The organism is Paenibacillus sp. FSL P4-0338 (assembly GCF_038002365.1).
Classification (GTDB): domain Bacteria; phylum Bacillota; class Bacilli; order Paenibacillales; family Paenibacillaceae; genus Paenibacillus_AQ.
Map to the genome: position 1 here is coordinate 2,364,345 of NZ_JBBOCG010000001.1, position 24,422 is coordinate 2,388,766.

The 24,422-nt window shown below is 48.5% G+C and carries 20 protein-coding genes; 5 read left to right on the forward strand and 15 right to left on the reverse strand.

Annotation, left to right across the window (positions count from 1 at the left end; genetic code table 11):
* Positions 1–10 precede the first annotated feature (10 nt).
* The 9 genes from MKZ07_RS10455 to MKZ07_RS10495 all read right to left on the reverse strand — a co-directional run bounded on the left by MKZ07_RS10455 (position 11) and on the right by MKZ07_RS10495 (position 16,408).
* Complete coding sequence (locus MKZ07_RS10455; protein ID WP_036701034.1) at positions 11–988, reverse strand: hypothetical protein; 978 nt, start codon at positions 986–988, stop codon at positions 11–13.
* Positions 989–1,008: 20 nt separating this feature from the next.
* On the reverse strand, positions 1,009–2,265 hold the full coding sequence (locus MKZ07_RS10460) for a hypothetical protein (RefSeq protein WP_341025727.1): 1,257 nt from the start codon (positions 2,263–2,265) through the stop codon (positions 1,009–1,011).
* Positions 2,266–2,436: 171 nt separating this feature from the next.
* Positions 2,437–2,895 (reverse strand): SMI1/KNR4 family protein, encoded by a 459-nt coding sequence (locus MKZ07_RS10465; protein ID WP_036701032.1) that lies wholly within the window; start codon positions 2,893–2,895, stop codon positions 2,437–2,439.
* A 13-nt stretch (positions 2,896–2,908) separates the two neighbouring features.
* Positions 2,909–3,343, reverse strand: a complete 435-nt coding sequence (locus MKZ07_RS10470; protein WP_036701029.1) for an SMI1/KNR4 family protein — start codon at positions 3,341–3,343, stop codon at positions 2,909–2,911.
* Positions 3,334–7,287, reverse strand: coding sequence for an HNH endonuclease (locus MKZ07_RS10475; protein WP_341025729.1), 3,954 nt, complete (start codon positions 7,285–7,287; stop codon positions 3,334–3,336). The genes MKZ07_RS10470 and MKZ07_RS10475 overlap by 10 nt, the downstream gene beginning before the upstream one ends.
* Positions 7,288–7,446: 159 nt before the next feature.
* Positions 7,447–8,244, reverse strand: coding sequence for a DUF1906 domain-containing protein (locus tag MKZ07_RS10480; RefSeq protein ID WP_036700964.1), 798 nt, complete (start codon positions 8,242–8,244; stop codon positions 7,447–7,449).
* A 25-nt stretch (positions 8,245–8,269) separates the two neighbouring features.
* On the reverse strand, positions 8,270–8,536 hold the full coding sequence (locus tag MKZ07_RS10485; protein WP_036700963.1) for a hypothetical protein: 267 nt from the start codon (positions 8,534–8,536) through the stop codon (positions 8,270–8,272).
* Positions 8,537–8,646: 110 nt separating this feature from the next.
* Positions 8,647–15,882 carry an HYR domain-containing protein gene (locus MKZ07_RS10490; protein WP_341025732.1) on the reverse strand — a complete coding sequence of 2,412 codons (7,236 nt, stop codon included), beginning with the start codon at positions 15,880–15,882 and terminating at the stop codon, positions 8,647–8,649.
* 121 nt (positions 15,883–16,003) lie between these two features.
* Positions 16,004–16,408, reverse strand: a complete 405-nt coding sequence (locus MKZ07_RS10495) for a hypothetical protein (RefSeq protein ID WP_036700959.1) — start codon at positions 16,406–16,408, stop codon at positions 16,004–16,006.
* Positions 16,409–16,666: 258 nt separating this feature from the next.
* On the opposite strand from MKZ07_RS10495, the gene MKZ07_RS10500 reads away from it, so the two are divergent.
* The 4 genes from MKZ07_RS10500 to cysC all read left to right on the forward strand — a co-directional run bounded on the left by MKZ07_RS10500 (position 16,667) and on the right by cysC (position 18,696).
* Positions 16,667–17,026, forward strand: coding sequence for a sigma-70 family RNA polymerase sigma factor (locus tag MKZ07_RS10500; RefSeq protein ID WP_036700953.1), 360 nt, complete (start codon positions 16,667–16,669; stop codon positions 17,024–17,026).
* Positions 17,027–17,055: 29 nt separating this feature from the next.
* Positions 17,056–17,184 carry a hypothetical protein gene (locus MKZ07_RS10505; RefSeq protein ID WP_235192101.1) on the forward strand — a complete coding sequence of 43 codons (129 nt, stop codon included), beginning with the start codon at positions 17,056–17,058 and terminating at the stop codon, positions 17,182–17,184.
* Between the two features lie 185 nt (positions 17,185–17,369).
* Positions 17,370–18,134: a hypothetical protein gene (locus tag MKZ07_RS10510; RefSeq protein ID WP_076156920.1), complete on the forward strand. Its 765-nt coding sequence runs from the start codon at positions 17,370–17,372 to the stop codon at positions 18,132–18,134.
* 34 nt (positions 18,135–18,168) lie between these two features.
* Complete coding sequence (gene cysC, locus MKZ07_RS10515; protein WP_076156917.1) at positions 18,169–18,696, forward strand: adenylyl-sulfate kinase; 528 nt, start codon at positions 18,169–18,171, stop codon at positions 18,694–18,696.
* A 71-nt stretch (positions 18,697–18,767) separates the two neighbouring features.
* On the opposite strand, the gene MKZ07_RS10520 is transcribed toward cysC, so the two are convergent.
* The 4 genes from MKZ07_RS10520 to MKZ07_RS10535 all read right to left on the reverse strand — a co-directional run bounded on the left by MKZ07_RS10520 (position 18,768) and on the right by MKZ07_RS10535 (position 21,435).
* Positions 18,768–19,127: a hypothetical protein gene (locus tag MKZ07_RS10520; protein WP_036700948.1), complete on the reverse strand. Its 360-nt coding sequence runs from the start codon at positions 19,125–19,127 to the stop codon at positions 18,768–18,770.
* A gap of 473 nt (positions 19,128–19,600) precedes the next feature.
* On the reverse strand, positions 19,601–20,515 hold the full coding sequence (locus MKZ07_RS10525) for a hypothetical protein (protein WP_341025736.1): 915 nt from the start codon (positions 20,513–20,515) through the stop codon (positions 19,601–19,603).
* A 120-nt stretch (positions 20,516–20,635) separates the two neighbouring features.
* Complete coding sequence (locus tag MKZ07_RS10530) at positions 20,636–21,037, reverse strand: hypothetical protein (protein ID WP_341025737.1); 402 nt, start codon at positions 21,035–21,037, stop codon at positions 20,636–20,638.
* A 134-nt stretch (positions 21,038–21,171) separates the two neighbouring features.
* Complete coding sequence (locus MKZ07_RS10535) at positions 21,172–21,435, reverse strand: hypothetical protein (RefSeq protein WP_341025739.1); 264 nt, start codon at positions 21,433–21,435, stop codon at positions 21,172–21,174.
* Positions 21,436–21,582: 147 nt separating this feature from the next.
* On the opposite strand from MKZ07_RS10535, the gene MKZ07_RS10540 reads away from it, so the two are divergent.
* Positions 21,583–22,107 carry a GNAT family N-acetyltransferase gene (locus MKZ07_RS10540; RefSeq protein ID WP_051494039.1) on the forward strand — a complete coding sequence of 175 codons (525 nt, stop codon included), beginning with the start codon at positions 21,583–21,585 and terminating at the stop codon, positions 22,105–22,107.
* A gap of 93 nt (positions 22,108–22,200) precedes the next feature.
* Here the strand turns inward: MKZ07_RS10540 and MKZ07_RS10545 are convergent, their stop codons facing one another.
* Positions 22,201–22,641 (reverse strand): SHOCT domain-containing protein, encoded by a 441-nt coding sequence (locus MKZ07_RS10545; protein WP_051494038.1) that lies wholly within the window; start codon positions 22,639–22,641, stop codon positions 22,201–22,203.
* A gap of 132 nt (positions 22,642–22,773) precedes the next feature.
* Positions 22,774–24,360 carry a PucR family transcriptional regulator gene (locus tag MKZ07_RS10550; protein ID WP_036700938.1) on the reverse strand — a complete coding sequence of 529 codons (1,587 nt, stop codon included), beginning with the start codon at positions 24,358–24,360 and terminating at the stop codon, positions 22,774–22,776.
* Positions 24,361–24,422 lie beyond the last annotated feature (62 nt).

The following is a 24,422-nucleotide window of genomic DNA, read 5'->3' on the forward strand; positions in this document are numbered from 1 at the left end:
CCGTTATGCATTATTGAAACAGCTCTTCCCCATATTGATTCAAGAAATAATCCGGATAATTTTTACGATAAAAGCTATCAATTTGCACAAGCAGAGGATCTTTCTCCGGATATGGCTCAGGATCTTTAAACACCATTTTCGCTTCTGGAGTATTCATCAATATATCCTCAAAGTGTTGAGGAACTGGCAGCCCACTCTTTTTCCTTACATGAATTAGGAACAAGATTTCATATGGATAGAATCCATACCGGTAGTCACCAAATTCGATAGATTTCCCCAGTTCGGAGGCCAACTCAGAATGATAATTGATCATTTGTCCTATCAAAGCGGTTATTTCTTCTTCTATAGGAGTTGACCAGCATTTCAGTACTTTATCGTAAATCCCCAAATCGTCAGGTAGAAGATCATTTCTGAGGTCTTTGCTCTCAAGCTCCTTTTTGACAAAAGTATAGACATTCCGGCTAGCCCCTAAAAGAGTTTTATTTCTATACTGTAAGTATAGCTCCAGCAAAAACCACGTGTGCTTGTTCCAATCATTAGATGAAATAAAACGATCTGATATATATGCAGCAATAAAATCAAAAAGAATTCTTTCTTCTTTCTGCCAACCGAACATTGTAAAATGAATTAAGGTCGAAATTATTTCCTTAAATGTATAATCCACTGTCGAATTAGGATATCGGATTCTATATAACTCCTGCGATATACATTGATAAAATACAGTGGGGTACATCAGTTTTAATCCTTCAATTCGATTTGTATTTTGGACTAATACTTCCTCTTTCCATGTCATTAAATAGTTATCGTATATCGTTCCAAGATTAATTAACAAGACATGATCCCTGTCTACATTATTGGATTCAACAATATCAACAATTTTACTTATACACCTCTCATACTCCGTTTTCCCATGCTCAATAAAGCTTTCATTGACAAAGTTTTTGCGATATTTTTTATAGGACATGCTTAATTTTTTAGAATTTAGCATTAGATTCTCCTTCATAAAAATTATTCTATTCTTTTTGACCAATCCCTGATTTTCAACTCATCTACTCCAAAACCAATATCCGTTTTCTTTAAATCAGCTTCAACCCTGATAAAGTCTATCTCTAATTCATAGTTTTCCTCCTTTAACTGTTTATACCTATCATTAAAACCAGCATATCTGGGATCATTACTAAATCGCATTTTCTCGAAATACTGTCCTCCACCTGACTTCTGAGCATCAGAGTAAACAAAGTGGGCTCTCTCCGAAGTCTTTGCTTCAATAATAGTTAGCTTTGGTGGTGGTCCTTTAGATAAAAACGCACCATCTAATCCGTTCCTACCCTTCTGAAATAGTGACGAGACGTCATCGCCGAGATTATTTTGCTTAGCGACAATTCTCGCTACCTCTTCACCAAAGTTTCCTTTGTCATGATTATAAACAGTTGATGTTGTACCAATTTTTCTTTCATGCTCTTTAGCCAGCTTGAGATCAAATTTTTCGCTTATATCATCCGTTGCGTCAAGTTTATTGGCAAGCTTGCTTTTTGCAGTAATGATTTTGTTTAAGCTAGCTTTATTTCCCCCTGCAAGCTCGGCAACCTTAAGTCTTTCAATATCATCTAGCTTTTTAAGATTGGAATGAGCAAAGCGATCGAGTTCAACCGGCTTCATTCCATCTTTCTTTAATTTTTTAAATTCTTTATTGAAGTCCTGCTCCTTGATGTCCTTCATAGTCCCATCAGCCAGCAACACCCAAGGATTAACCTCGCCATACAGACGAATATGCTTGCCCTTACGCACCAGCTTAAACTTCTTGAACTTGAATTTCTGCAGAATCCGGTCCAGCAGGCCCCGGAGATTTTTGGCCCCCTTCATGAGCCCCTTTTGCAGGCTCTTAATCACGATTTTACCATTACGTATAATCATGCTGCCGCTCTTGGATGCAAGCTTGGCTCCGGATTTCAGCAGGCTCTTGATGCCTTTGGCTCCTGCGCCTACAACGTTCTTCACCCCGCTGGCTGCCGCTCCGACGCCCTTCTTGACAGCTTGTCCGGCTTTCTTGAGGTTAGCTCCGACAGCTTTGAAGCCACCCGCCATCGCCAGCTCAACCAATCCCATCGCCAGTGCTGTAGCGAGCGCAATCGCGGCAGGTTCAATCATCTTCTGCCAGCCCTGGCTCAGGTAGGTACCAATATAGCCGGAGGCCTGGACAAGGGTCTGCGCCACGGATTTAATCGCATCTGCCTGCAGGTATACGGTGATGATTTTAATAGTCATCGGAAGCTTTCCAAAAAGTTACTGAGAGAATAAAGAAAAAAGAAGGTCGATTATTCAGTTATTAAACTGAAATCGACCTGATGGATTGATAGTTAGAGGTTATGTGAAAAATGTGAAGAGTTTGTCTTTACTCGTAGAAAGACTACTTTTGGGACAGCCTCTGTATGAATATTATTCTGTTTTATATAGTGATTGTATAAATTCTGTAAAGCTCAATGCTGTCAATCTTACTAACTCTTTGATTAAACCTTTATCTTCATCCAAATGGGTTAGATCACAATAATATACTCTTCCTATATCTTCTCCGCTAACAGCCAAACATATGATGTTGTTCATAGGGTCTCTACCAATAGGGAGAAAATTTGAAGGAATTATATTAGTTAGATTATATTTTTGATAGAATCCTTCGATACTATGCTCTTCTCTTACATCAAATGGAAAGAAAAGCATAATTGAAGAAGTTACGACTTCATCCAACGTTTGAAATCTTCTCAAAACGCTTTTACCACCATTATATTTTTTTATAAATCTCTTATAATCACTTGGCAAAATGAGATTGTACTTTGATTCAAAAACAACTAGCTCCTGCTCTAAAACCGGTTCAAATGAAAACTCAAATTCAATTTCCATAGATACAACCCCTCTATTCTGCAGAATATAATCCATTTAGTAATTCTGTAAATGTACTACAAACAGGAATTATTGCATCCTCCCCAATCTCCTCATGATCATAAAATATTATTTCAGGTGACTGAACCTTTAAGCGATAATCGAAACATAATAAATTTCCAAACGGATCTCTTGCAATAGGTACAAGTCCGGCAATTGAAGTCTCTTCTTCAAAATCATAAAACATTGTTATATTTAAATTATCATTTGTGAAGCTTAATAAATTATTTAATACTCCCTGTTCACCGTCGTTCATATCGAAGCAATTCGGTTCTGGGTAACCTCCGTTATACAGTTGAATGCATCTCTTATAATCTTCTGGAAACTTTACTCCAAAATTATTTTCAACTAATTTTATTAGTGTTTCATCGTGTAATTCTTCGCCATTAATCCACTTATTCACTCCCATACCATCATCTCCAATATATTCTTTTTTATCTTACCTTTTCTTCCTTTTCGTCCCCCCCCCCAAATGGCTCTGCCTCCTGTATGACCAGAAACTTGATGCTCAAAATAATCTATAATTTGCATCCGCCCTGCTTCCTGATGATGATGCCAGGTAAAAGTATCCGGTACTTTGCCTTCTTTTAGTAGATTTCTTTCAGCTGCAGTAAATTTTTTTGCGAGTTCTGGGTTTTCTAATATTTCTTTATATAACTCCTTTGAAAGGTAATCGAATTGAACTTTATCAGACTCAAGGTAATATTTTTCAGGTAAAGTTATATCATGCTTGGAATCAAGTATTGGATATCCTTCAGCATCATATTTAACTCTATACTCCTTACCACTTTTTTTAGAAAGAAAAGTATAGGTAGTGGTTCCATCTTCATGAGGCTCCATTTTTTTATAATTTCTCGGTTTGTTAGGTTTCTTATTATACTTAGATTGTTTTCTGGCAGCATCCTCCATCGCATTATCATAAGCGCTTTGAAATTTATCAGGATCTTTCGTTTTAAGGTCTATTAGCTTAATACGCGGATTAAATATCCCATAGAGAATAATATGATTCTTTATGCGTTCCAACTCAAACTTCTTGAACTTGAACTTCTGCAGAATCCGGTCCAGCAGGTCCCGGAGCTTTTTGGCCCCCTTCATGAGCCCCTTTTGCAGGCTCTTAATCACGATTTTACCATTACGTATAATCATGCTGCCGCTCTTGGAGGCCAGCTTGGCTCCGGATTTCAGCAAGCTCTTGATGCCTTTGGCCCCTGCACCTGCTGCGTTCTTGACCCCTCTGGCTGCAGCGCCGACGCCCTTCTTGGCAGCTTGTCCGGCTTTCTTGACTCCTGCTCCTATGGCCTTGAAGCCCAGCTCCATAGCGAGCTCAACGAGTCCCATGGCCAGTGCGGTTGCGAGCGCGATGGCCGCAGGCTCAATCATCTTCTGCCAGCCCTGGCTCAGGTAGGTGCCAATATAGCCGGAAGCCTGGACAAGGGTCTGTGCCACGGACTTAATCGCATCTGCCTGCAGGTATACGGTGATGATGTTAATAATCATCGGAAGTGCAGCCGTAATCGCTCCGCCTGTTACAATCTCTGCGACCACGATCCCAGCCAATATCCCGATGACTGCAGCCAGTAGCTTCAATCCATTACTCTTCATCCATTTTATTACAAATGATTTAATTTGGTCAAACAACATTTTCGCATTGCCTGCGCGTAGCTTCGCACCGTCTGCAATTTTGCCGCCAAGGCTCTGATTGGCTGCTCCGGTGTCGAATTCCGCCATTATGCTGTCCATTGTAGCCGGGTCGCGGCTGCCGGACATCTCTTTGGTTTCTCCGTCTTTCAGGTTCGCTTCCTGCACCAGTGCAGGGTCCATCTCGCCCTGCTCCACCGACTCCATCTCGATATCTTCTGCGGTCAGCTTCTCATCCGCTGCCGCACCAGCGCCAGCTCCCTCAGCCTGCTCAACAGCTCCGCCTTCTGCTGCTCCAGCGCCCATTGGCTTGGAGATATCTACCCCAAGCAGATACTCCCACATCTTTCCTTCCAGATGACTGAAGGAACGCTTCGCCGCCTGGCCGAGCGCTCCAATCCGGGACAACACATCCAGGAACGTGGCAATCAGCAGACTGCCTAGGGTGGAGATCAGCTTGGAATAGAAGTTCTGCACTGCTGCCAGCGCCTGATCCACCTTAGCAGCCAAGAAGTCCATCACCTGAGTGACCTTGGTCTTGAGCTTCTGGGCTAGCTGGTTGACCGCTTTAATAGCCTTATTGACAACTCCGTCAATTTTGCTGCATATTTTTGCGGCGATACCAGGGAACTTGGCAAATACAACAGACACCAGCTTTTTAAGCAGCACACCCAGTCCCTTGATCAGGGTTGTAATCAGCTTGCGGCCCAGTTCAATGATGCCCAGCACAGCCTGCTTCGCTTTGTCAAAAATAAACTTAACTGCTTTGCGGAGACCCTCAAAAATGAAGTTAACTGCTTTCTTAACGACTTCGACGACAGCCTCCAGCTTACCCTTCACCCAGCCGAGGAAGCCGCCCTTCTTCTCTTCCTTGGCCTTCTCCTGTTCATGCTTCCCGTCTGCTTCCTTCTTCGCTTTACTGTAGGCCTGCGTCGCTTCCCGCTCCGCTTCAGACTGCTTTTTCTGAGCTTCCCGCTCTTTGTCTGTACGGACGCTGTTGATCTCCTGCTTCTTCTGCTGGGCGGCTGACCCGGCCTGTTTGGTATAGTCCGTCTCGGCAGCATCCAGCTCCTTTTTCCACTCGCCCTGCAATTGGGTGACTTCTGCTTTGGCTCCAGTCTGCTGGCTGATCTGCTTGTTCTTCGCCTCGGTCTCGGCCTGCCGGATTTGCGCCTGGCTGTCGGCTTTGGAGCTCAGCACTTTACTGTCGAATTTCGCTTGTTCCTTCTTATATTCCGCCTGCTTGGTACCAAGCTGCTTCTTCATCTCTGGAGCCAGACTACGGTTCAGTCCGGCAGTCATATCTGCAGGCAGTGCCAGCGCAGGCAGTTTTTTGGCCCCGGGTGCCTGCCCGCCTTTCAGCCCTGCAGCAGCTTTCACCACGGTGCCATCCGGCTCGGGATAAATCTCATTCTCCCCGAACGGCTGCTTGATCTGGCCCATCTCCGCCTGCTTGGCTGCGATCACCTGCTGGGAGGCCTCCTGATGAAAACCCTCCAGCTGAGAGGGATCTGCCTCTCCGGTCATGCTGATTCCCGGCGGCTGGGCGGCTGCGGAGCGGATCTCGCTTAACATCGCCTCCGGATTGCCCCCGGAACCGGATGAACTAATGTTCATTTTATCCAGCTTGCCTGCAGGAACAGCCCCACCGGTACGCTCGCCTTTGAAGCCTTCCTTCACAGTGTGCTTCAGCGCTGCCGGTTTCTTCCGGGCCTGCAAGGCCTTCCCTTTCAAGCCGGTCGGTACCGGAACAGCAGGCAGCCCTTGCTTGGTCTTCTGTGTCTGCTTCGTGAAGGCACCGGAGGATACACTCACAGCCTGGGCATAGGCATCCCCCAGCTCTGTGGGCTGAACCTGTGTCAGCTGATCCAGAATCTGCCCCGGATCTTCACCGCTGATCTTCACCGTCTTGCCCTTCGCCGGCTTCTCCTTCCCATCTCCCGCTAAGGCACCGAGTGCTGCTCCAAACGATGGCTCCTTGGCCGCTTTCTTCGGTGCATCTGCTCCTTTGGAGGCGGCGGACTTCTTGGCTGGCTCCAGCGCATCCTCTCCCTGAGCTGCTGCGGACTCCTCCGCCTTCCCGGAATTCAACGGTTCCCCAGACGGCTCTTCTCTTGCTTCTTCCGCAAACGGAGCGTCTTCCTCTCGTTCTGCCGTTTTAGCTTGCCCCTCTACAGTGGCCTCTGCTCTCCCCTTCGTCCGGGCAGGCGCTGGCGTCTTTTTGACGGCTACGGGACCTGAAGAACTGCCGCCACTAGCAGGCTTAGTTTGTGTGACAGACGCAATAGCGTCTGCTGCCTGCCCCTCCGGCTCCTCCTTACGCTGCATCTTGGATTCAGCCGGAGTGCTGGCTTGCTCTGCTTCTGCTTGCACCGGTTCCGGTGAATCCGTATGCTCTTCCACTTGAGCTTCTGCGGCCAAGCTCTTACTTGCTCCATCCGCCTGTGTTCCATTGTCTGCCTGCTCTTTCTTCTTCCCATCCTCCTTCAGACTCGATAACAACTGAACCACGGCCCGGTTGCCGAGTGTGCGCTGGAGCGCCAGCTTGTCTTCACGGCTTAAGGAAGCCGGATTCTGGCGGACACGCCGGATAATCTCTACCGGGTCTGGTTGTTTCGCGGCTGCCGGACGAATGAATACCTGCGGATTGCTGAATGGTTTATGGCCGCCGGATGCTTTATCTTTCTCCTTACTTACGGTTGCTTGGGTCTGCAATGGAGTCCCCCCTCTGTAAAAAATCGATCCTATAGATAAAGTAAAATCCATAGCGCTTTTTACAGCCGGAGTTATAAATAAATCCATTTATTCTAATTTTTACTTATAATCACATGTCAAAAAGTCCGCCCTTAGGCAGCCTGTAACCCTTCCTCCTGATTAACGATTATTCGGGTCTGCCGCTTGGCCCGAGGCTTTGCGCAGCTCATTCGCCAGACGGTGAAATTCTTTTCCAGACTCTGCATTACCTGCTGCCATATAAGCCGCTTGAAGAAAAGCAATGATCTTGCCCGCATCCTCTTTCTTCATCATATAGTCTTTCCCCTCTCCGTTTGCATTGCCTGGTACAGGAACCGCGGCAGACTGCGTGCTCCACCAGCCGGCTTCTCCGCTGGACTGGTTGAGGTCTACATTCACTCCGTGAACCGGTTGACCTAGTCCCTTGGGACCGTTGTCATATTGATACAGGTGGATACCCTCCGCTTTCCGGCCTTTACTCCAGGCATACGTCTGCCAAAAACCGGTGCAGGCCTTAGCGCCCATTGCAGCTTCAATAACCGTAACGCTCCCGTAGACACCCGACTGGTAATTCCGGGCGGCTTCTCCCGCTGCCGTAATATACTGGATCACCGTGTCCATCTGCTTCGCAGAAGCGTCGAAATCAACGGCAAAGTAGATCCGGCTCCCGGCAGGTTGTCCAACCGCAAGGGCTGTCTGTGCGGCAATCGCCCCGTCTGTCAGACCGGCTGCACGGCCTCCCAGCGCACGGCTGGCGGTCGTTTCATACACAGAGACAATTTGCAGCCCAGCAGCGCTGATAGCAACCGCCTCCGCCTGGGTTAACCTTTTCCAGCCGGAGGGCACGAGGTAACGGCATACGAATTCGTAGCCATCCTCCTTGAATTTCTTTGCCAGTGTGCGTGTTAGCGGTGCTGCGCAATCAAAGCCTTTGGCCATTCCCCCATCTCCTTCTTCCTGTCTGCTACCCGATTAATATTTTCATCAAAAGTCCCGCTGCGGCAATACACATCCCCACGCTGCTAATGATCGTGCCCACCAGCCAGCGCTGATTCTCCCCTTGCCTGAGCTTCAATCTGGACAGCTCATCCCGCATCTCATCCATCCGCAAATGCGCTGATTTGCTGCTCTGCATAGCCTCAAGCGCAATATCCCTTGCACTGTTCATGATGTCGAGCTTGGTTTCCACCCGGGTCAACCGTTGAAGGATTTCATTCATGTCGTCTGGCATATCGTACCCCCGCTAATGGAGCTGGTTGATCTCCCGTTAATGAATAGCTCCAAGCTGCAACCTCTGATCTGGAAGCAGCCTGGAAGCCGTGCAATGCTGTACTTAGCCGCTTACGGTTCCATTCCTGCAATCAGATTGCCATAGGAGTAGGCCGTAATTTTGCTGGTATCTGTGAAGCCCGTGGCCAGTCCATTGAAGGAATAATCATTAGTCTGATAGTAATTAGAGAAATCCGATTTCCAGAATCTGCACTGAATTTCTACACTTTCTCCAGGCTTAAGACTTCCCGCACCGCTGGTGAAGCCGATTTCCAGGTAATAATCACTGCCGGTTTTGCCTGTTGTCTTCTGGAAGCTTCCTGTGACATACGATTGAATCACCCTGGTATTTGAGCCTGATACTCTGGCATAATCCGTATAGAAGCTCTGGTATCTCTCTCCATCGATGGTGTAGTAATATCTAAGCTTGATGCTGGAGAGCTGCAGGGTCGACTTGCTGGTATTCTCAAAGGATATTCTCGGGAAAATCGTATTCGTCACGCTGCTTCGGCTCGCATTAAACGATTGAACCTTGAACGTCTGAGTGACAGTTACATTCTGCACCGCCGTCGATACATTGCCATTCACATCCGTAGCCGTCCAGGTGACCACTGTTTTCCCTAACGGGAAGCCGTCAGCCGGAGCATCATTCTTCAGCACAACTCCGAAGATGTCGCTCGCTGTAGCTTGGCCCAGGTTCACAAGCGTTTTGGTTCCGGTTGCCGGAACAGCAACATCTGCTGGAGCTTTTAACACTGGCTTGGTGGTGTCGACCACCGTGATCTTCTGCACACCCGTGCTAACATTGCCGTTCGCATCCGTAGCGGTCCAAGTGACCTCAGTAATTCCTAGCGCATAGCTCTCAGGGGCATTACTTATTACTGTTACCTTGAAAATGTCAGTCCCCGTTGCCACGCCGATCTCCACCGGAGTTTTCAGCGCCGTTGCCTCCACCGTCTTGTCAGCAGGAAGTTTCAACACAGGCTTCGTGGTATCCACCAACGTGATCTTCTGCACGCCCGTGCTGACATTGCCGTTCGCATCCGTAGCAGTCCAGACCACTTCGGTCACTCCCAACCCATAGCTCTCAGGGGCATTACTTGTTACTGTTACCTTGAAAATGTCAGTTCCTGTTGCCACGCCGATCTCCACTGGAGTTTTCAGCGCCGTTGCCTCCACCGTCTTGTCAGCAGGAAGCTTCAACACAGGCTTCGTGGTATCCACCAACGTGATCTTCTGCACGCCCGTGCTGACATTGCCGTTCGCATCCGTAGCAGTCCAGACCACTTCGGTCACTCCCAATCCATAGCTCTCAGGGGCATTACTTGTTACCGTTACCTTGAAAATGTCAGTCCCCGTTGCCACGCCGATCTCCACCGGAGTTTTCAGCGCCGTTGCCTCCACCGTCTTGTCAGCCGGAAGCTTCAACACTGGCTTCGTCGTATCCACCACCGTAATCTTCTGCACGCCTGTGCTAACATTGCCGTTCGCATCCGTAGCGGTCCAAGTGACCTCAGTGGTTCCTAGCGCATAGCTCTCAGGGGCATTACTTGTTACTGTTACCTTGAAAATGTCCGTCCCTGTTGCCACGCCAATCTCCACTGGAGTTTTCAGCGCCGATGCCTCCACCGTCTTGTCAGCCGGAAGCTTCAACACTGGCTTCGTCGTATCCACCACCGTAATCTTCTGCACGCCAGTGCTAACATTGCCGTTCGCATCCGTAGCGGTCCAGACCACTTCGGTTACTCCCAATCCATAGCTCTCAGGGGCATTACTTGTTACTGTTACCTTGAAAATGTCAGTCCCTGTTGCCACGCCGATTTCCACCGGAGTTTTCAGCGCCGTTGCTTCTACCGTCTTGTCCGCCGGAAGCTTCAATACCGGCTTCGTGGTATCTACCACCGTAATCTTCTGTACACCCGTGCTAACATTGCCGTTCGCATCCGTAGCGGTCCAGACCACTTCGGTCACTCCCAATCCATAGCTCTCAGGGGCATTACTTGTTACCGTTACTTTGAAAATATCTGTAGCTGTTGCCACGCCGATCTCCACTGGCGTCTTGAGGGCTGATGCTTCTAGAGTAATGTCAGCCGGAAGCTTAAGAGCAGGCTTGACCGTATCGACAATGGTCACCTTCACGATGCCCACTGCGGAGTTTCCGCTGCTATCTATAGCAGTCCATTTTACAATCGTAGTACCGATAGGGAAACTCGCGGTTAAGCTCTCCTCTGAGGTGATTGCGCCATGCTCTCCCGGAGCATCTGTCGTTAGAGTAACCGGGAAGAAATCCAGTGCCACTGGCACTTCCAGTTCTACCGGCGTTTCCAGAGCTGTTGCTTCCTTGGTCAGCTGCAGTGGTCCTTCGAACTTCAGCAAGGGCTGTGTCGTATCCACTACGGTAATCCGCTGAACCCCGGTTACCTCGTTACCATTGATATCTTTGGCCTTCCAGGTAACTGTCGTTGTTCCCAGCGGATAAGCAGCTGGAGCATCCGATGTCACCGTCACCTTGAAAATATCCGTAGCCTTTGCCACGCCGATCTCCACCGGAGTCTTCACTGCCGTTGCTTCTACGGACAGATCTTCCGGTACAGCAAGCACAGGCTTCGTCGTGTCCACGACCTTAATCTTCTGTACCTTCGTAGTCACATTCCCATTCGCATCCGTTGCCGTCCACACTACTTCTGTTACGCCCAGCGGATACGCTTCGGGGGCATTATTCTTCACCGTCACCTTGAAAATATCCGTGGCAGACGCTTGACCGATCTCCACTGGAGTCTCTACCGCCGTTGCTTCTACGGACCGATCCTCGGGCACAGTAAGTGCCGGCTTTGCCGTGTCCACGACCTTAATCTTCTGCACCTTCGTAGTCACATTGCCGTTCGCATCCGTTGCCGTCCACACTACTTCTGTTACGCCCAGCGGATACGCTTCAGGGGCATTATTCTTCACCGTCACCTTGAAAATATCTGTCGCCGTGGCCTCGCCGATCTCCACCGGAGTCTCTACCGCCGCCGCTTCTACAGTAATATCTTCCGGTACAGCAAGCACAGGCTTCGTCGTGTCCATGACCTTAATCTTCTGCACCTTCGTAGTCACATTGCCGTTCGCATCCGTTGCCGTCCAGATCACTTCTGTTACGCCCAGCGGATACGCTTCCGGAGCATTATTCTTCACCGTCACCTTGAAAATATCTGTAGCAGACGCTTGACCGATCTCCACCGGAGTCTCAACAGCCGCTGCTTCCACTGTCAGATCCTCCGGCACAGTAAGTGTCGGATTCGTCGTGTCCACAACCTTAATCTTCTGCACCTTCGTGGTCACATTGCCGTTCGCATCGGTTGCCGTCCAGATCACTTCTGTTACCCCAAGCGGATAAGCTTCCGGGGCATTGTTCTTCACCGTCACCTTGAAAATATCCGTAGCCGTGGCCTCTCCGATCTCCACCGGAGTCTCTACCGCCGCCGCTTCTACATTAATATCTTCCGGTACTGTAAGCACTGGCTTCGTGGTATCCAAGATAGTAACCTTTTGCTTACGCATGGATACGTTGCCGTTCACATCCTTCGCTGTCCAGGTGACTTCAGTCACGCCAAGCGGATAGGAAGCCGGGGCATTGCTGCTCACTGCGGCAATCCCGAAGATATCGGTGACCGCAGGCACCGGCAGCTTAATCTGCATCGTCTGTCCGGTAGCTTCTGCAATGTAGTCCGGAATATCAGTGATTACCGGGGCCGTCGTATCTTTTACCGTAATCGTCTGCGTGCCGGTGCTGAAGTTGCCGTTCGCATCTGTCGCCTTCCAGGTGACAATGGTCTTACCCAGCGGGTAGCTGGCCGGAGCATTGCTGACCACCGTGACCGGGAACAGATCCGTTGCCGTAGCCTTGCCGATTTGAACCGGAGTGTTCACTGCGGTAGCTTCCACACTGATATCCTGCGGAACCGTCAGAATCGGCAAGGTGGTATCCACTACAGTCACCTTTTGCTTGCCGCTAGTTACCAGACCGTTGGCATCCTTCGCCGTCCAGATCACCTCGGTAACGCCCACGGCATAATTCTCGGGAGCATTGCTCGTTATAGTAACCGGAAAAATATCCGTAGCCGTGGCCTCTCCAGTCACAACCGGAGTTCTGATTCCTGTAGCCTCTGCCTTGACGTCTGCCGGGACAGACAGCTTAGGCGCAGTCGTATCTACAACCGTCACCTTCTGCTTCGCAATTGCCACATTTCCGCTTGGATCACTGGCCATCCAGGTAACCAGCGTGGTGCCGACCGGGAAATCAGCCGGAGCATCGTTAATAATCTCAGTCTCGAACAGATCGAAGACCACCGGCTCGCCCAGAGCGACCTTGGATCTGACCGCTGTGGCCTCTACCGTTAGATCCTCCGGTGCTGTAATGACCGGTTTGGTCGTATCTACGATCTTGACCTCTTGCGTTCCCTTAGTTGCATTGCCATGCTCGTCCGTTATCGTCCATGTCACTTTGGTGGTTCCAAGCGGGAATTCCGCCGGAGCATCATTCTTGATTGTCACGGCAAAAATTTCTGTAACCACCGGCTGGCCGATGTCTACCTTCGTTTTTGCTCCCGTAGCTTCTGCCGTTATCCCTCCTGGCAGTGTGACCAGCGGCTTCGTCGTGTCTACGATCTTAACGGTCTGCGTGGTCTTGGTGGTATTGCCATTCTCATCTGTAGCCGTCCAGGTAACGACTGTTGTCCCGAAGATGAAGCGTTCCGGGGCGTTATTGGTTACAGTAACACTGAAAATATCCTTGGCAGACGCTTCCCCCAGCTCCACTGGAGTCTTAATGCCGGTTGCCTCGGCGGTGATGTCTCCAGGCACAGTTAACTGTGGAGGCGTTGTATCTGTAACTGTAATCTTCTGCACTTTCTCGGTGACGTTGCCATGTTCATCTGTGGCGGTCCAGGTAACCATGGTTACACCCACCGGATAATCCGCCGGGGCATCCTTGGTTAGCAGCACATCGAACAGATCGCTGGCTTCGGCTTGCCCAATATTCACCTTCGTCCGTCTAGCCGTAGCTTCTACGGTAATATCCTTCGGAATTGTCAGTACAGGCTTGGTGGTATCGGTAATGCGGATCAGCTGATCTGCTGTAGAGATATTTCCATTCTCATCCTTAGCCGTCCAGCTTACCTTGGTTACGCCCACCGGGTAATCCTCAGGCGCGTTATTCGTAACATTCACCTTAAAAATATCTGTGGCGGCGGCCTTCCCCGGATCTGCCACAGTTCTTCGGCCTACAGCTTCTTTTGTAATGTCCGCTGGAACCGTCAGTAACGGCTTAGTTCTGTCTACTACGGTGACCTTCTGTGTTGCTGTAGTCACATTGCTGTTGGCATCGGTCGCCGTCCAAGTAACGGTAGTCGGACCAATGGGGAATTCCTTCGGCGCGTCACTCACCACAATAACCGGGAAAATATCCGTAGCCGACGCTCCGGTGACCACAAGCGGCGTCTTAACCGCTGTAGCTTCCACAACCATATCTCCCTGCACGGTTAGTACCGGCTTTGTAGTGTCTTTTACAGTAATTCTCTGAACCTGTGAGGAAGTCAGTCCTACCGGGTCCACCGCCGTCCATTTTACGGTAGTTGTCCCGATTGGATAGTCTGCAGGTGCATCATTCGTCAGGAGAATATCCGCAATCGAGATATCCCGAACGGAGGCTTTTCCAATATCGGCAGGGGTACGTACCGCCTTCGCCTCCATTATAATATTCGCCGGAACGGTAATGACCGGGACCGTCTTGTCAATCTTCACTTCGGTCTTCTGTATAGCGGTCAGGTTGCCTGCATGATCAACGGCCCAGAACTCCAGAGGGATAATTCCCTCCACCGAGACGTCAAAAGCAGCCGTGCTGCCCGCCGCAATCTGTACTTCGCCATCCGCTCCGAGTCTATAGTGGATCTCCTTCACTCCGGAATGGACATCTGATGCGGTAATAGAGACCGTAACATCCGTGCTGTTCCAGCCCTTCTCATTCGCTTCAGGACTGAGAATACTGGCGATCAGCGGACCACTCTTGTCAATTTGCACCACTACCGTGCGGGGAGCTTCTGCATTCCCGGTTCTGTCCACTGCCCAGTAGCTGACGGTAGTCGCTCCTTCCTGTTCCAGCTCCAGCGCCGCGCTGGAGCCGGAAGTTCTCACTGCTGCATTCTCACCCAGCTTGTAATACACAGCATCCACACCGGAATATGGATCATCAGCGGTAAAATGCAGTGCTACCTTCCCCCGGCTCCAGCTGCCGGATTCAGCGCCTGTTACTGCTACTTCTGTAACCGGAGCGCTTTTATCAATATGGATGGGACCGAAGGTTGCGATGGAATAATGGTTCTTATCCTCATCACTGGTAGCCGCACTGTCAACAGCCTTGCCCGTTGCTGTCTGGCCTGCTCCTTCAGCGGTGAATTTCTGATCCGGGGTCAGTGATTTGATCGCTGACAACGTATCCTCTGCCGTATAATGTACAATCACGGATTGACTGGTCCAGGTCCCGGCAATGTAAGGAGTACCGTTATCCGTAACCGCTGTGGCCTTAATGGAAGGTGGCGTCGTATCGATCAGGTTAGAGCCTACGGCACCGACCTCTACCTTGAAGGTAACCGGCTGAAGACCGGGAACGGCAGCTTTTACCTCCATGGTCTTAATGACCCCGGTTCCCTTCGAATAGACCTGATAGCCTTCGCCTATATAACCTGTATAGTTGTTAGCCGCAGATGCATATCCGTTTGCATCCGACACCACTGTAATTCCAGTACTGTTAAGCCCGCGCATGACCGCAGTAATTGTACTGTCCTCCGAGACGGTGAAGGTAACGGGAATACCCGGCAGCGGATTACCCGCCAGATCCTTGACCGCCACTACCTGCGGAAGCATGAAGCCGCGCCCCCCTGGAACTACACCCGAGGCTTGCGACAACCGGATCTGCTGCAGCAGCGGCGATACCGGGCTCATCGACCCCTCGACATTACTGAGCGCCATCAGACTCATCTGATAGGCTCCATGATTTAGGATGACTCCCAAGGTAGGGTCTATCTCATACACCGATTGATAGACGGAGCTATAGACCGAATCCTTAACCGTTACCCCCCGATGAAGCTGCGGCTGCGGTATAGGCGGCTCTGCCTCATACACTGCTGCAGAGGCAGTGTCCGCTTCAGGCCCTGGAAGAATGTTATGGACTATTTTCCCCGACCCGAATACAGCGCCCGGCGCCAGCATCAGAATTAGAAGCGAGAGACACAGCCATCTGCTGATTATGCCCAACCGTCCTTGCTGCATAAGCTTGCATTTCCTTTTTGAATGTTTCATCATACATCCCCTAACTTTTTAGTAATGAGCATACTGATCATGGTGAAGCCTGGCCCTCCTTTACTAATCAAAGGGAACCGCGGACGGGATTTTACAACTGTTTATTCCGGTTCACACAAACTTCGATTTTCGTTTCGAGCCAGGCTTCGAGGTCCCCGATCACAAGACTCAGCTCCTTCCGTGCGGATTCTCCGAGGATCGCTAATGCCTTCTCTTTGGCCAGCAGAAAAGATTTCTTCATCGCCTCCGTGTCGAAGTCACCTTGTTGCTTGAGCGTCTCCACGAACGTCTGATTGACGGCAATCACGGCGGATTCAACAGCATCCCCCGCCCGCTGAAGCAGGCTGTTCAATGCCTCACTCTCGATTCTCTGCTCAAGCCCGGCAATTTCCCGCTTAATATAAGCAATTACAGACCTCGCCAGCAGCCCCAGCAGTGGAATAATCAGCACGCTCATCAGGGTGCTCATCATCTGAGGTGTTACATAGTCACTCATCGCCATCGCCTCCTAAATGGATAATTCGACAATCTATTGTTCTTTGTTCTCGTAATACTAGGTAATCCGGAAATAATTTTTACAACTTTCGCTAGAAATATAGTAATCATGTAAATATTTGTTTTTATCAGTTGTGGAATCTATGGAATATTTTACTTGTTATGTGAGGGGATCAGCGAAGAGTTAGGTCAGGCCTGGGGGAACAGGCTCCGCTAGACCCGAGAATGAAGGTACTATTGAACATGGGGAGGAAAATTCATGGTTACCTGTGATGACGAGCTAGTTGAAACCTGCAGGAAATTATTAAAACGCTCAGCATGGAGAATTCAGTATAAGACGCGTATTCAGCTGATACGGGAAAGTAATCCGCTCTACGATAATGAGGTCTACGACAACAGCTTTGAAAGTATGGTCGTATCTGAGTTGTTCGTCGATGAGCTTCTGGATATGCTGCCTTGGGAGAAATGCAGATATATCATCCAAAAAACAGTCATAGAAGGAATGCCCGAACAAGAAGTAGCAGCCGAGCTGCAAATGACTCAACAGGGGGTTAGTAAATGGAAGCGCAAGGGACTGGAAGTCCTGAAGGAAAATCTTACCCTTTCATCGAGACTGTAAAAAAGGCGCAAAGCGGCGATAAAGCGTCCATGGAGGATATCCTAAGCCTGTTCTCGGTGGACATCGAATATTTATCCCGGTTCATTATGCTGCCGCGGGAAGAGGCGATTCAGACCTTAAAGATTGAACTCATAAATATTGTTTATCAGGACTTGTAAATTCAGCAGGAGCACCGCTTGGACATACATATTTTTCAGCAATAGCTAATCTAGCAAATTATACAAAGCAGATAGATTCCCTTACTCTTTTATGTACAATGTCTAGTCAGTAATAGTCGGAGCTTCATATGATAAACAGAGGAGTATGACTAGCAGCTATTTAAGAGAAAGGAACGCACAAGAATATGAATACATTCGTTCCTTCGGGTGAATATCCTATAGTATTTTTGAACTCGGTCCCCAAGAGCGGTACCCATCTGATGAAGCAGATCTTAGAAGGCATTCCGGGAATGACGCAGAACCCTCATGAATTCTATGAAGGCTATCCGGAAGATTCCGGCCTACACTACCAGCGGCTGCAGTTCGTCCGCAGCGGACATTTCACAGCAGGGCATGTGTACTATTCACCCCGGTGGTCAGGTATGCTTCGGGAGCTGAAGATCAAGCCGATATTCCTAAACCGTGACCTAAGAGATATTGTAATCTCGTATACGTATTTCATAACAGACAAATACCCTAATCATCCGCTGCGCCCCTATCTGCTCTCTCTGCCGGACAGGAATCAGCAATTTCTTGCTTTAATCCAGGGAATACCAGAGCTTCATTACCCGAGTATTGCCGCTTGGTATGGGCAGTTCACCGGATGGAGCGGGGAAGCGGACTGTTTACAGATCGCCTTTGAACATTTGGTAGACAGCCACAGCTCACGCCGCCGGACGATGGAGCAGCTGATTCATTATCTCTGGGCTGACAAGCCGCTGCCATTACCGCTAGACACAATTCTGGACGCTATGGTGCAGAACATTAACCCTAAGGCCTCCTATACCTTCCGCACCGGCACAACCGGGAACTGGCGGACCGAGTTCAATGAAGAGGTGAAGACTTGCTTCAAAGAGGTGGCAGGCCATCTGCTCTTCCCCATGGGCTATGAGACAGATTACAACTGGTAACCTAATCGTTTGACATGGAAGGTGGGGCTGCACATTGCATACCGGAGTAACACTATGGTTCACCGGCCTGTCCGGCTCTGGAAAAACCACACTCTGCCGCTGCCTGAGTCAGAGATTGCAGCAAATGAACGTGAGGACAGAACTGCTCGACGGTGATGTTTTGAGGAATCAACTGTTCCGCGGGTTAGGCTTCTCTAAAGAAGACCGGTCGCTGAATGTAAGAACCGCAGCCTATCTGGCGCAGCTCCTGACCCGCAACGATATCATCGTCCTGGCCTCCTTCATCTCCCCTTACCGGGACATGAGGGAGCAAATCCGGCAGAGCATCCAGCCTTTCGTGGAAATCTACGTCAAATGCTCCTTCGAGGAATGTGCAAGACGGGATGTCAAAGGCTTATACCGTAGAGCGCTTTCCGGAGAGATTCCGCATTTCACCGGCCTGACTGCCCCCTATGAGGAACCGCTCCGGCCCGAGATAATTGTGGATACCGAGCAGCATAGCGAGGATCAGTCCACCGAGCTCATTCTCACCTACTTGATGAAGCATGATTATATCTATTAATTCTATCCGTTGTTACATGAAGAAGCCCCTATCCTTCACCTAGGACAGGGGCTTCTTCATGTACAGCTGGCTTACACCTTGAACAGAATAATAATCTCAGTAAGCAGAATCAGCCCGGCCGCTGACACGCCCAGTGAATTAATAATAGTCAGCGCATCCGGGTAGTTCTCCTTACGGAACTGGGAGCAAAGTGACACCGTCCATAACACGCTGAAAAAAAGTCCGGTGCTTCCGCAGCCCCTCTCATTCAGAACCCTCCTCCTGCGCCGAAAGAACCTGCCGAGCCCGGCAAAGGTAAGCAGCATATAAATGATAAGCTCAGCGGATGAAATCACAATCACCTCACCTGCAGACAAGAGATGCATCAATGCATACTGAAGGCTAAAACCGATAAAGACAAGCATGTTAAAGGAAACCTTCGGGACACTCAAGCCGTCTTCCTCCTTTTGCGTATAAATGAACAAGATCATTAGATAACGCTTACATTATAATTGTAATCGTTTTCCTTTTCTGTGATTAATGATGCTTCAGGCCTATAGGATCATATGTACTCAGGGTCTAATCAGCCAGACCACACACATAAATTACCCTTGGATGATAGGTTACTTGTCCTTTGATCATCTTAAGTTTTACCTCACTTATATTTGCCAATTTGCTAGCTGGAGGGAGCAGTAGCCATGAGGAGCATTAAATTGTAATCGGTTTTTCGATTACATTTGGTCCTCACAACTCGCGGGTGCCGATTCTAATCGGTTTTCCGATTACATACCAGTCCCCTCCTCCGTAAAGAGCTCTTATCCACTGGCAGACGTAAATCACAATTTCCTAAATAACCAAAAAAAAACCGTAGCTGCATGGGTAAGCAGCCCGGTTCCTCTACTACAGTATATAGGGTTCGTCCCTCTTACATCGCTTTCAGATAATCAATAACAGCCTGTGTGCGCTTATCACCGTTCTTCATTACAAGCAGCAGGAAATCATCAAGCTGGGTCAGCAGTCTGCTGCCCTCAATTCTCTCCGGGCCAGCCTCCGACAGTGTATTTTCATAAGCGATCGCTGCCTTTTCAAGAATGACCTGTGTCTTCTTGTCGAACAGCGGTGTCTTGGGCGTGCCGTTGAACACAATTCTCTTGGCGCGTTCCAGCGCTTCCGTCATCACCGCAGCACGGTTAGAAGTCTTATATATCTGCACAAAATCCTCATATTGCACGGCCCGCTCAATGACCTGGTACCAGTCCACCATCAACTTTTCGGCAGCTACCATCGGCTGCTCCGACTCTGTCGCCATCAGGTCAATATAGACCTGCAGATCCTTACTGACATAAGGTTTGAAGACTTTGAAGCTCTTATAAGGAATGGCAGGCACGAATCCACCATCCTCCACCAGCTTGTAGCCCATGCCCTCCAGATCCTGAAGGACCATTCGGACCTCGGCCTGTTTCACCTTGGAGCGTGCCAGCGCCATAGACATACCCGTCGTATATATGTTCTTGATATTCAGTTGGACGACAGGCGCATTCATACGTTTGGTTGCCACAGGCAGGTAAGCCTTCAGTGCATTCTCCAGATGCAGCACAGCCAGATTCGCCTCTGTCTGCGTCATCTGGCCGATCCGGTTAACCAGCGTAGCCTGGGCCAGGCCAAGTGAAGACGGCTTTTGCAATCTCTGTTCAAATAAAATAAAGGCTGTTGTAGGCTTCACCGCCGCTGCCTCAATCTTCTGCGGGAAAGCGCCAAGAACGGTAATCCCGGTACTTGTCAATAATAGTGCGGAGGCAAGCGCGGCTGCCAGGCTTCTTGTCCATCTGGTTGGCCTCATAGGTACACCCCTTTCAATAAGTTGACGTAGTGCTTATATTTTACCATACATTAACAATCCACTTCATGCAAAAAACCCTGCATCTCTGCAAGGCGAGCTGTTAATTGTCTCTTTAAATCATCAGCATTCTAGAAATTTTTTCATTTGCTTTTGATACCGTTTAACCTGCTCACTATTAGCAAATTCTCTAAACGACTCAAAAAGAGCTATCAATTTTTTTATTGATATGTTATCTCCAAGAACTACACTTGAAGCCAGAGCTTCCAGGTTCTTATCAATCGCATCCTTATAATCTTCCTGATAAAATTTATATAGTGAAAATAAGCACAAATATCTCATCAAATATCTTGCTGTTATTTTATTATCCGGATAAGTCTCTATAGCGTTCAACTCGTCTGACAAATCTGTTAGAGCCCACTCAATGGATAAATTGTTTTTAATAGCACTTTCGAATATTGTGACCATTCCGGCAATTATTTCTCTAGGATACTGTTTTAAATACTGAACATACTCTTTCAGCACTTCCTCTTTGCCTTCCATCAAGTCAATGGTGTATTTGTTTCCTAGGCAAATACACTAAAATCTTGTATAATAAACTTGTCTTTCTCCTCTACGCCCTTGACCCATGAAAGATCTTTATATTTCAGGATGCAATCTCATGATTCTGAATATCGTTTCAGCTTCTGATAAGCTACGCCCTTACATAACTGTGAATATCCAAGGTAGTAGATTAAGGGCCTGTCTTGAGATGATTTGCGGGATGACTGCGTAAGCTGATAGTAGTACAAAACACTAGACGCTTCGTAGAGCCTTTCAGCAACTCCAATCATATTGTGCCAATCTTCATTCGCAAAGGTTAGTCTTAACATGTTTGCAAGTGAATCAAGGTTATCTATGTTATCTAGTTTCAACTCTCCCACTTCAAACCCTCCTTATTATCCATATAATAACATATTATTCCACATATATACATTTGTCTATTAAAGAGTTTGCTACATAGACAATATCATTTCAAATACACATAATTACGGTATGTGCCAGTTTGTCATAAATAGGAGTGAACATAAATGAATCTATCCGAACCTTTTACAACCGGACGTCTACACTTCCGCCTACTGAATCAGTCCGACATCGCTGCTGTCTACCGGCAATTCTCGGACCCGGACATGTGCAGATACTTCAGTGAGCCGCCCTGTGATTACAACGAAGCTGTGGAGATCATTGAGCATTACTCCCAGCCTGAGGGCAAAGGCCATCACCGCTATGGGATGTTTGACCGGGAGACCCAGGCCTTCATTGGCACTTGCGGCTATCATTATTGGGACGCAGAGCGGAAGCAAGTGGAGATTGGGTATGACATCTGGAAGGACTATTGGGGACTGGGTTATATGTCGGAGACCCTGCCCATTCTTCTCAATACGTGCTTCACACAGCTTGACGTGGACTGTATCTATATCCTGACCCATCCGCAGAACGCTGCTTCGATGGCAACGGTGCGAAAGTTCGGGTTTGAGGGGTGTGAGCCTTGCAGGGAAGTGGAGGAAGAGCCTCTGGTGTGTATGAAGCTGATGCGTAATAAATGGTGTGGTTAATCCGGAGTCGAAATCTTTGTTTGTTTTATCATCGAGTTAAATAAAAACAAGGTACCATTATTAAAAGAGGTACCTTGTTAAGGAATGTTGTTTTTATAGACCAAGTATCTGTTTTTTCTTGGCTTCAAATTCTTCTGGAGTTATGATACCAGAATCTCGAAGCTCTGCAAGCTGTCTCAGATCATCAATCGAACCAGTAGATGCAGGCGGCGCTTGGCGATTGCTTCTCTCAGATTTATAGCTTGCTATATATTCACGAATTTTTTCGGCGGTTTTCATTTTTCCAGGCTGAATCAATACAACGTTTGCACTTGCTCCTTTTGTATTATCAGATTTGGATGTTTGAAGACCCGGTGTAATAACTTGTAAATAAGGCACTTTTAGAAAAGGCTTAACTATGCTGATTGTTACCACAGAATCCAATGGAATTGTTTGAGTATGCCCTCCTAATTTTTGTATGTTACTTGGCTTAATTACTAGATAATCCTCATAGAGTTCTAGAGATGATGTTCCGCCACTAATCTGATGTATCATTATTTTCCACCTCTTTTTTAAGATAGAACTATTTTAGCATATTCTTCTAATATTTTGTTATATTTTATCATTTGCTCCAAATAAAATTCAAAAAGATGCATTCCCGTAATATGGGTAAGTAACACGCCTGAATCAGGAACAACAAGGGCTCCCTCTCCCACTGAGCTTTTCCAGATAATCCGTCATCTGATAGGACATATACAGCCTCAGGACATGATCGATCTGGCTCAAATCAAGCTGGATCAGTTCGTCGATCTGGCGTAAGCGGTACCGCAAAGTGTTGCGGTGTACGAATAGTTCGTCGGCGGTCTTTTGCAGCTGCTGGTTGTTCTTCAAATAGGTATAGAGGGTATGGTACAAGTCCGCATGATGCTTCTCATCGAATTCACGCAGGACTGTGAGCGCCGGATGGCTGACATCCCGGGAATCATGCTGCGCATGCGGGGATAACAGGTCATACAGCTGCACATCAGCATATAGCACACGCGGCTCCGCAGGCCAGACAATTCGCCCGATCTCCAGCGCCTTGAGCGCCTGCAGATAATATTTGCGGCAGTCCGTGAGATCGCTGAATTCCCGGCTGATCCCCAGGCGGATCTGATGGCTGACGAGAAATTCGCGCAAGCTTGGATCAACCTCTTTTGACCTGGAAGATACACACTCACCATCACTCACCCCCACCATATGCTCATGGTAAAAGATCAGCCGCTCCTCCCCGAAATGCAGGTGCAGCTGATCTCTTAAATAACCGGTGTGTTTGCCGGAAACCGAAGCATCATACCCCGCAAGATCCAGCACCAGAACGGACAATCTGCCCTTGGGCAGATGCATACCGCTCCGCAGACTCTCCTGAATAAGCAGCGGTCCGTTCTCTTCATTCTCCAGTAATCCATAGATTAGCTCTTCATATTCCGCCTGGCTGGAGTTCCGGTAAAAGCTGTTCTTCGCCAGCTCCGCCGCCACCAGCCCGGCCGTAAAACCCGCCAGCTCATGATCCCTCTGTTCAATCGGGCGTCTGTCGCCCAGCACAATTACATTTCCGACAGGCTTGCTGCCGATCCTAATCTTGGCGACCAGCTTGGTCACCTGGCTTCCGCTGCATTCCACTTCATAAGCCTCCAGCGACTCTATGCCGGTCTGCACGCTCTTCAGTTGGTGGACGGCAGCAATGAAATCATAGGAGCAATAGCCTTTGTGCAGATTATCGCTCCAGATGGGGTCGGTAACCCCGCTACAATCCGAAGCAGCCAGAACCTTATAGCTTACATCGATGATAATCACCGGATTGCCCATCAGCTCTGCCGCAGCACACACGATTACATCCAATCCTTTGCCGGCGACACAGGCCGCAAGCATCCTGCTCTTAGCCTGCTCCCGTTCAGCTTCTTCCAGGAACAGCTCCCGGATCTGATTATAGAGCTCAAACACATCTTCCTCCGCCCCGAATTCCATACGGTTCTGTCCGCTATATATCTGCTGCTGGCCTGATGCTGGCTCCACCATGTCATTAATTAGCATCAGGCTGGCTTGATCCACCCCCTCAGCATCATCCGGTAATCCGGACTGGTAGCCCACATAGATATATTCAGGTGCAAAATGCGTCAGGCTCTTCGTGATCAGCATCGTATCTGAATAGGCAGTCGTTAATGCTTTGTTCCACTGGATATGTACGGCGTGCTTACTAAAATGTCTGCTAATCTGTTCAAAGGTAACACTCATCGCTCTCACCCCCTGCTTATTATAGTGCGCCGCGCACAAGATTCCCATTTATTTTTATATTT

Coding starts and splice junctions, on each gene's coding strand:
- MKZ07_RS10455 (WP_036701034.1), bottom strand. CDS start 988: ATGCTAAATTCTAAAAAATTAAGCATGTCCTATAAAAAATATCGCAAA.
- MKZ07_RS10460 (WP_341025727.1), bottom strand. CDS start 2,265: ATGACTATTAAAATCATCACCGTATACCTGCAGGCAGATGCGATTAAA.
- MKZ07_RS10465 (WP_036701032.1), bottom strand. CDS start 2,895: ATGGAAATTGAATTTGAGTTTTCATTTGAACCGGTTTTAGAGCAGGAG.
- MKZ07_RS10470 (WP_036701029.1), bottom strand. CDS start 3,343: ATGGGAGTGAATAAGTGGATTAATGGCGAAGAATTACACGATGAAACA.
- MKZ07_RS10480 (WP_036700964.1), bottom strand. CDS start 8,244: ATGGCCAAAGGCTTTGATTGCGCAGCACCGCTAACACGCACACTGGCA.
- MKZ07_RS10485 (WP_036700963.1), bottom strand. CDS start 8,536: ATGCCAGACGACATGAATGAAATCCTTCAACGGTTGACCCGGGTGGAA.
- MKZ07_RS10490 (WP_341025732.1), bottom strand. CDS start 15,882: ATGCAGCAAGGACGGTTGGGCATAATCAGCAGATGGCTGTGTCTCTCG.
- MKZ07_RS10495 (WP_036700959.1), bottom strand. CDS start 16,408: ATGAGTGACTATGTAACACCTCAGATGATGAGCACCCTGATGAGCGTG.
- MKZ07_RS10500 (WP_036700953.1), top strand. CDS start 16,667: ATGGTTACCTGTGATGACGAGCTAGTTGAAACCTGCAGGAAATTATTA.
- MKZ07_RS10505 (WP_235192101.1), top strand. CDS start 17,056: ATGGAGGATATCCTAAGCCTGTTCTCGGTGGACATCGAATATTTATCC.
- MKZ07_RS10510 (WP_076156920.1), top strand. CDS start 17,370: ATGAATACATTCGTTCCTTCGGGTGAATATCCTATAGTATTTTTGAAC.
- MKZ07_RS10525 (WP_341025736.1), bottom strand. CDS start 20,515: ATGAGGCCAACCAGATGGACAAGAAGCCTGGCAGCCGCGCTTGCCTCC.
- MKZ07_RS10540 (WP_051494039.1), top strand. CDS start 21,583: ATGAATCTATCCGAACCTTTTACAACCGGACGTCTACACTTCCGCCTA.
- MKZ07_RS10545 (WP_051494038.1), bottom strand. CDS start 22,641: ATGATACATCAGATTAGTGGCGGAACATCATCTCTAGAACTCTATGAG.
- MKZ07_RS10550 (WP_036700938.1), bottom strand. CDS start 24,360: ATGAGTGTTACCTTTGAACAGATTAGCAGACATTTTAGTAAGCACGCC.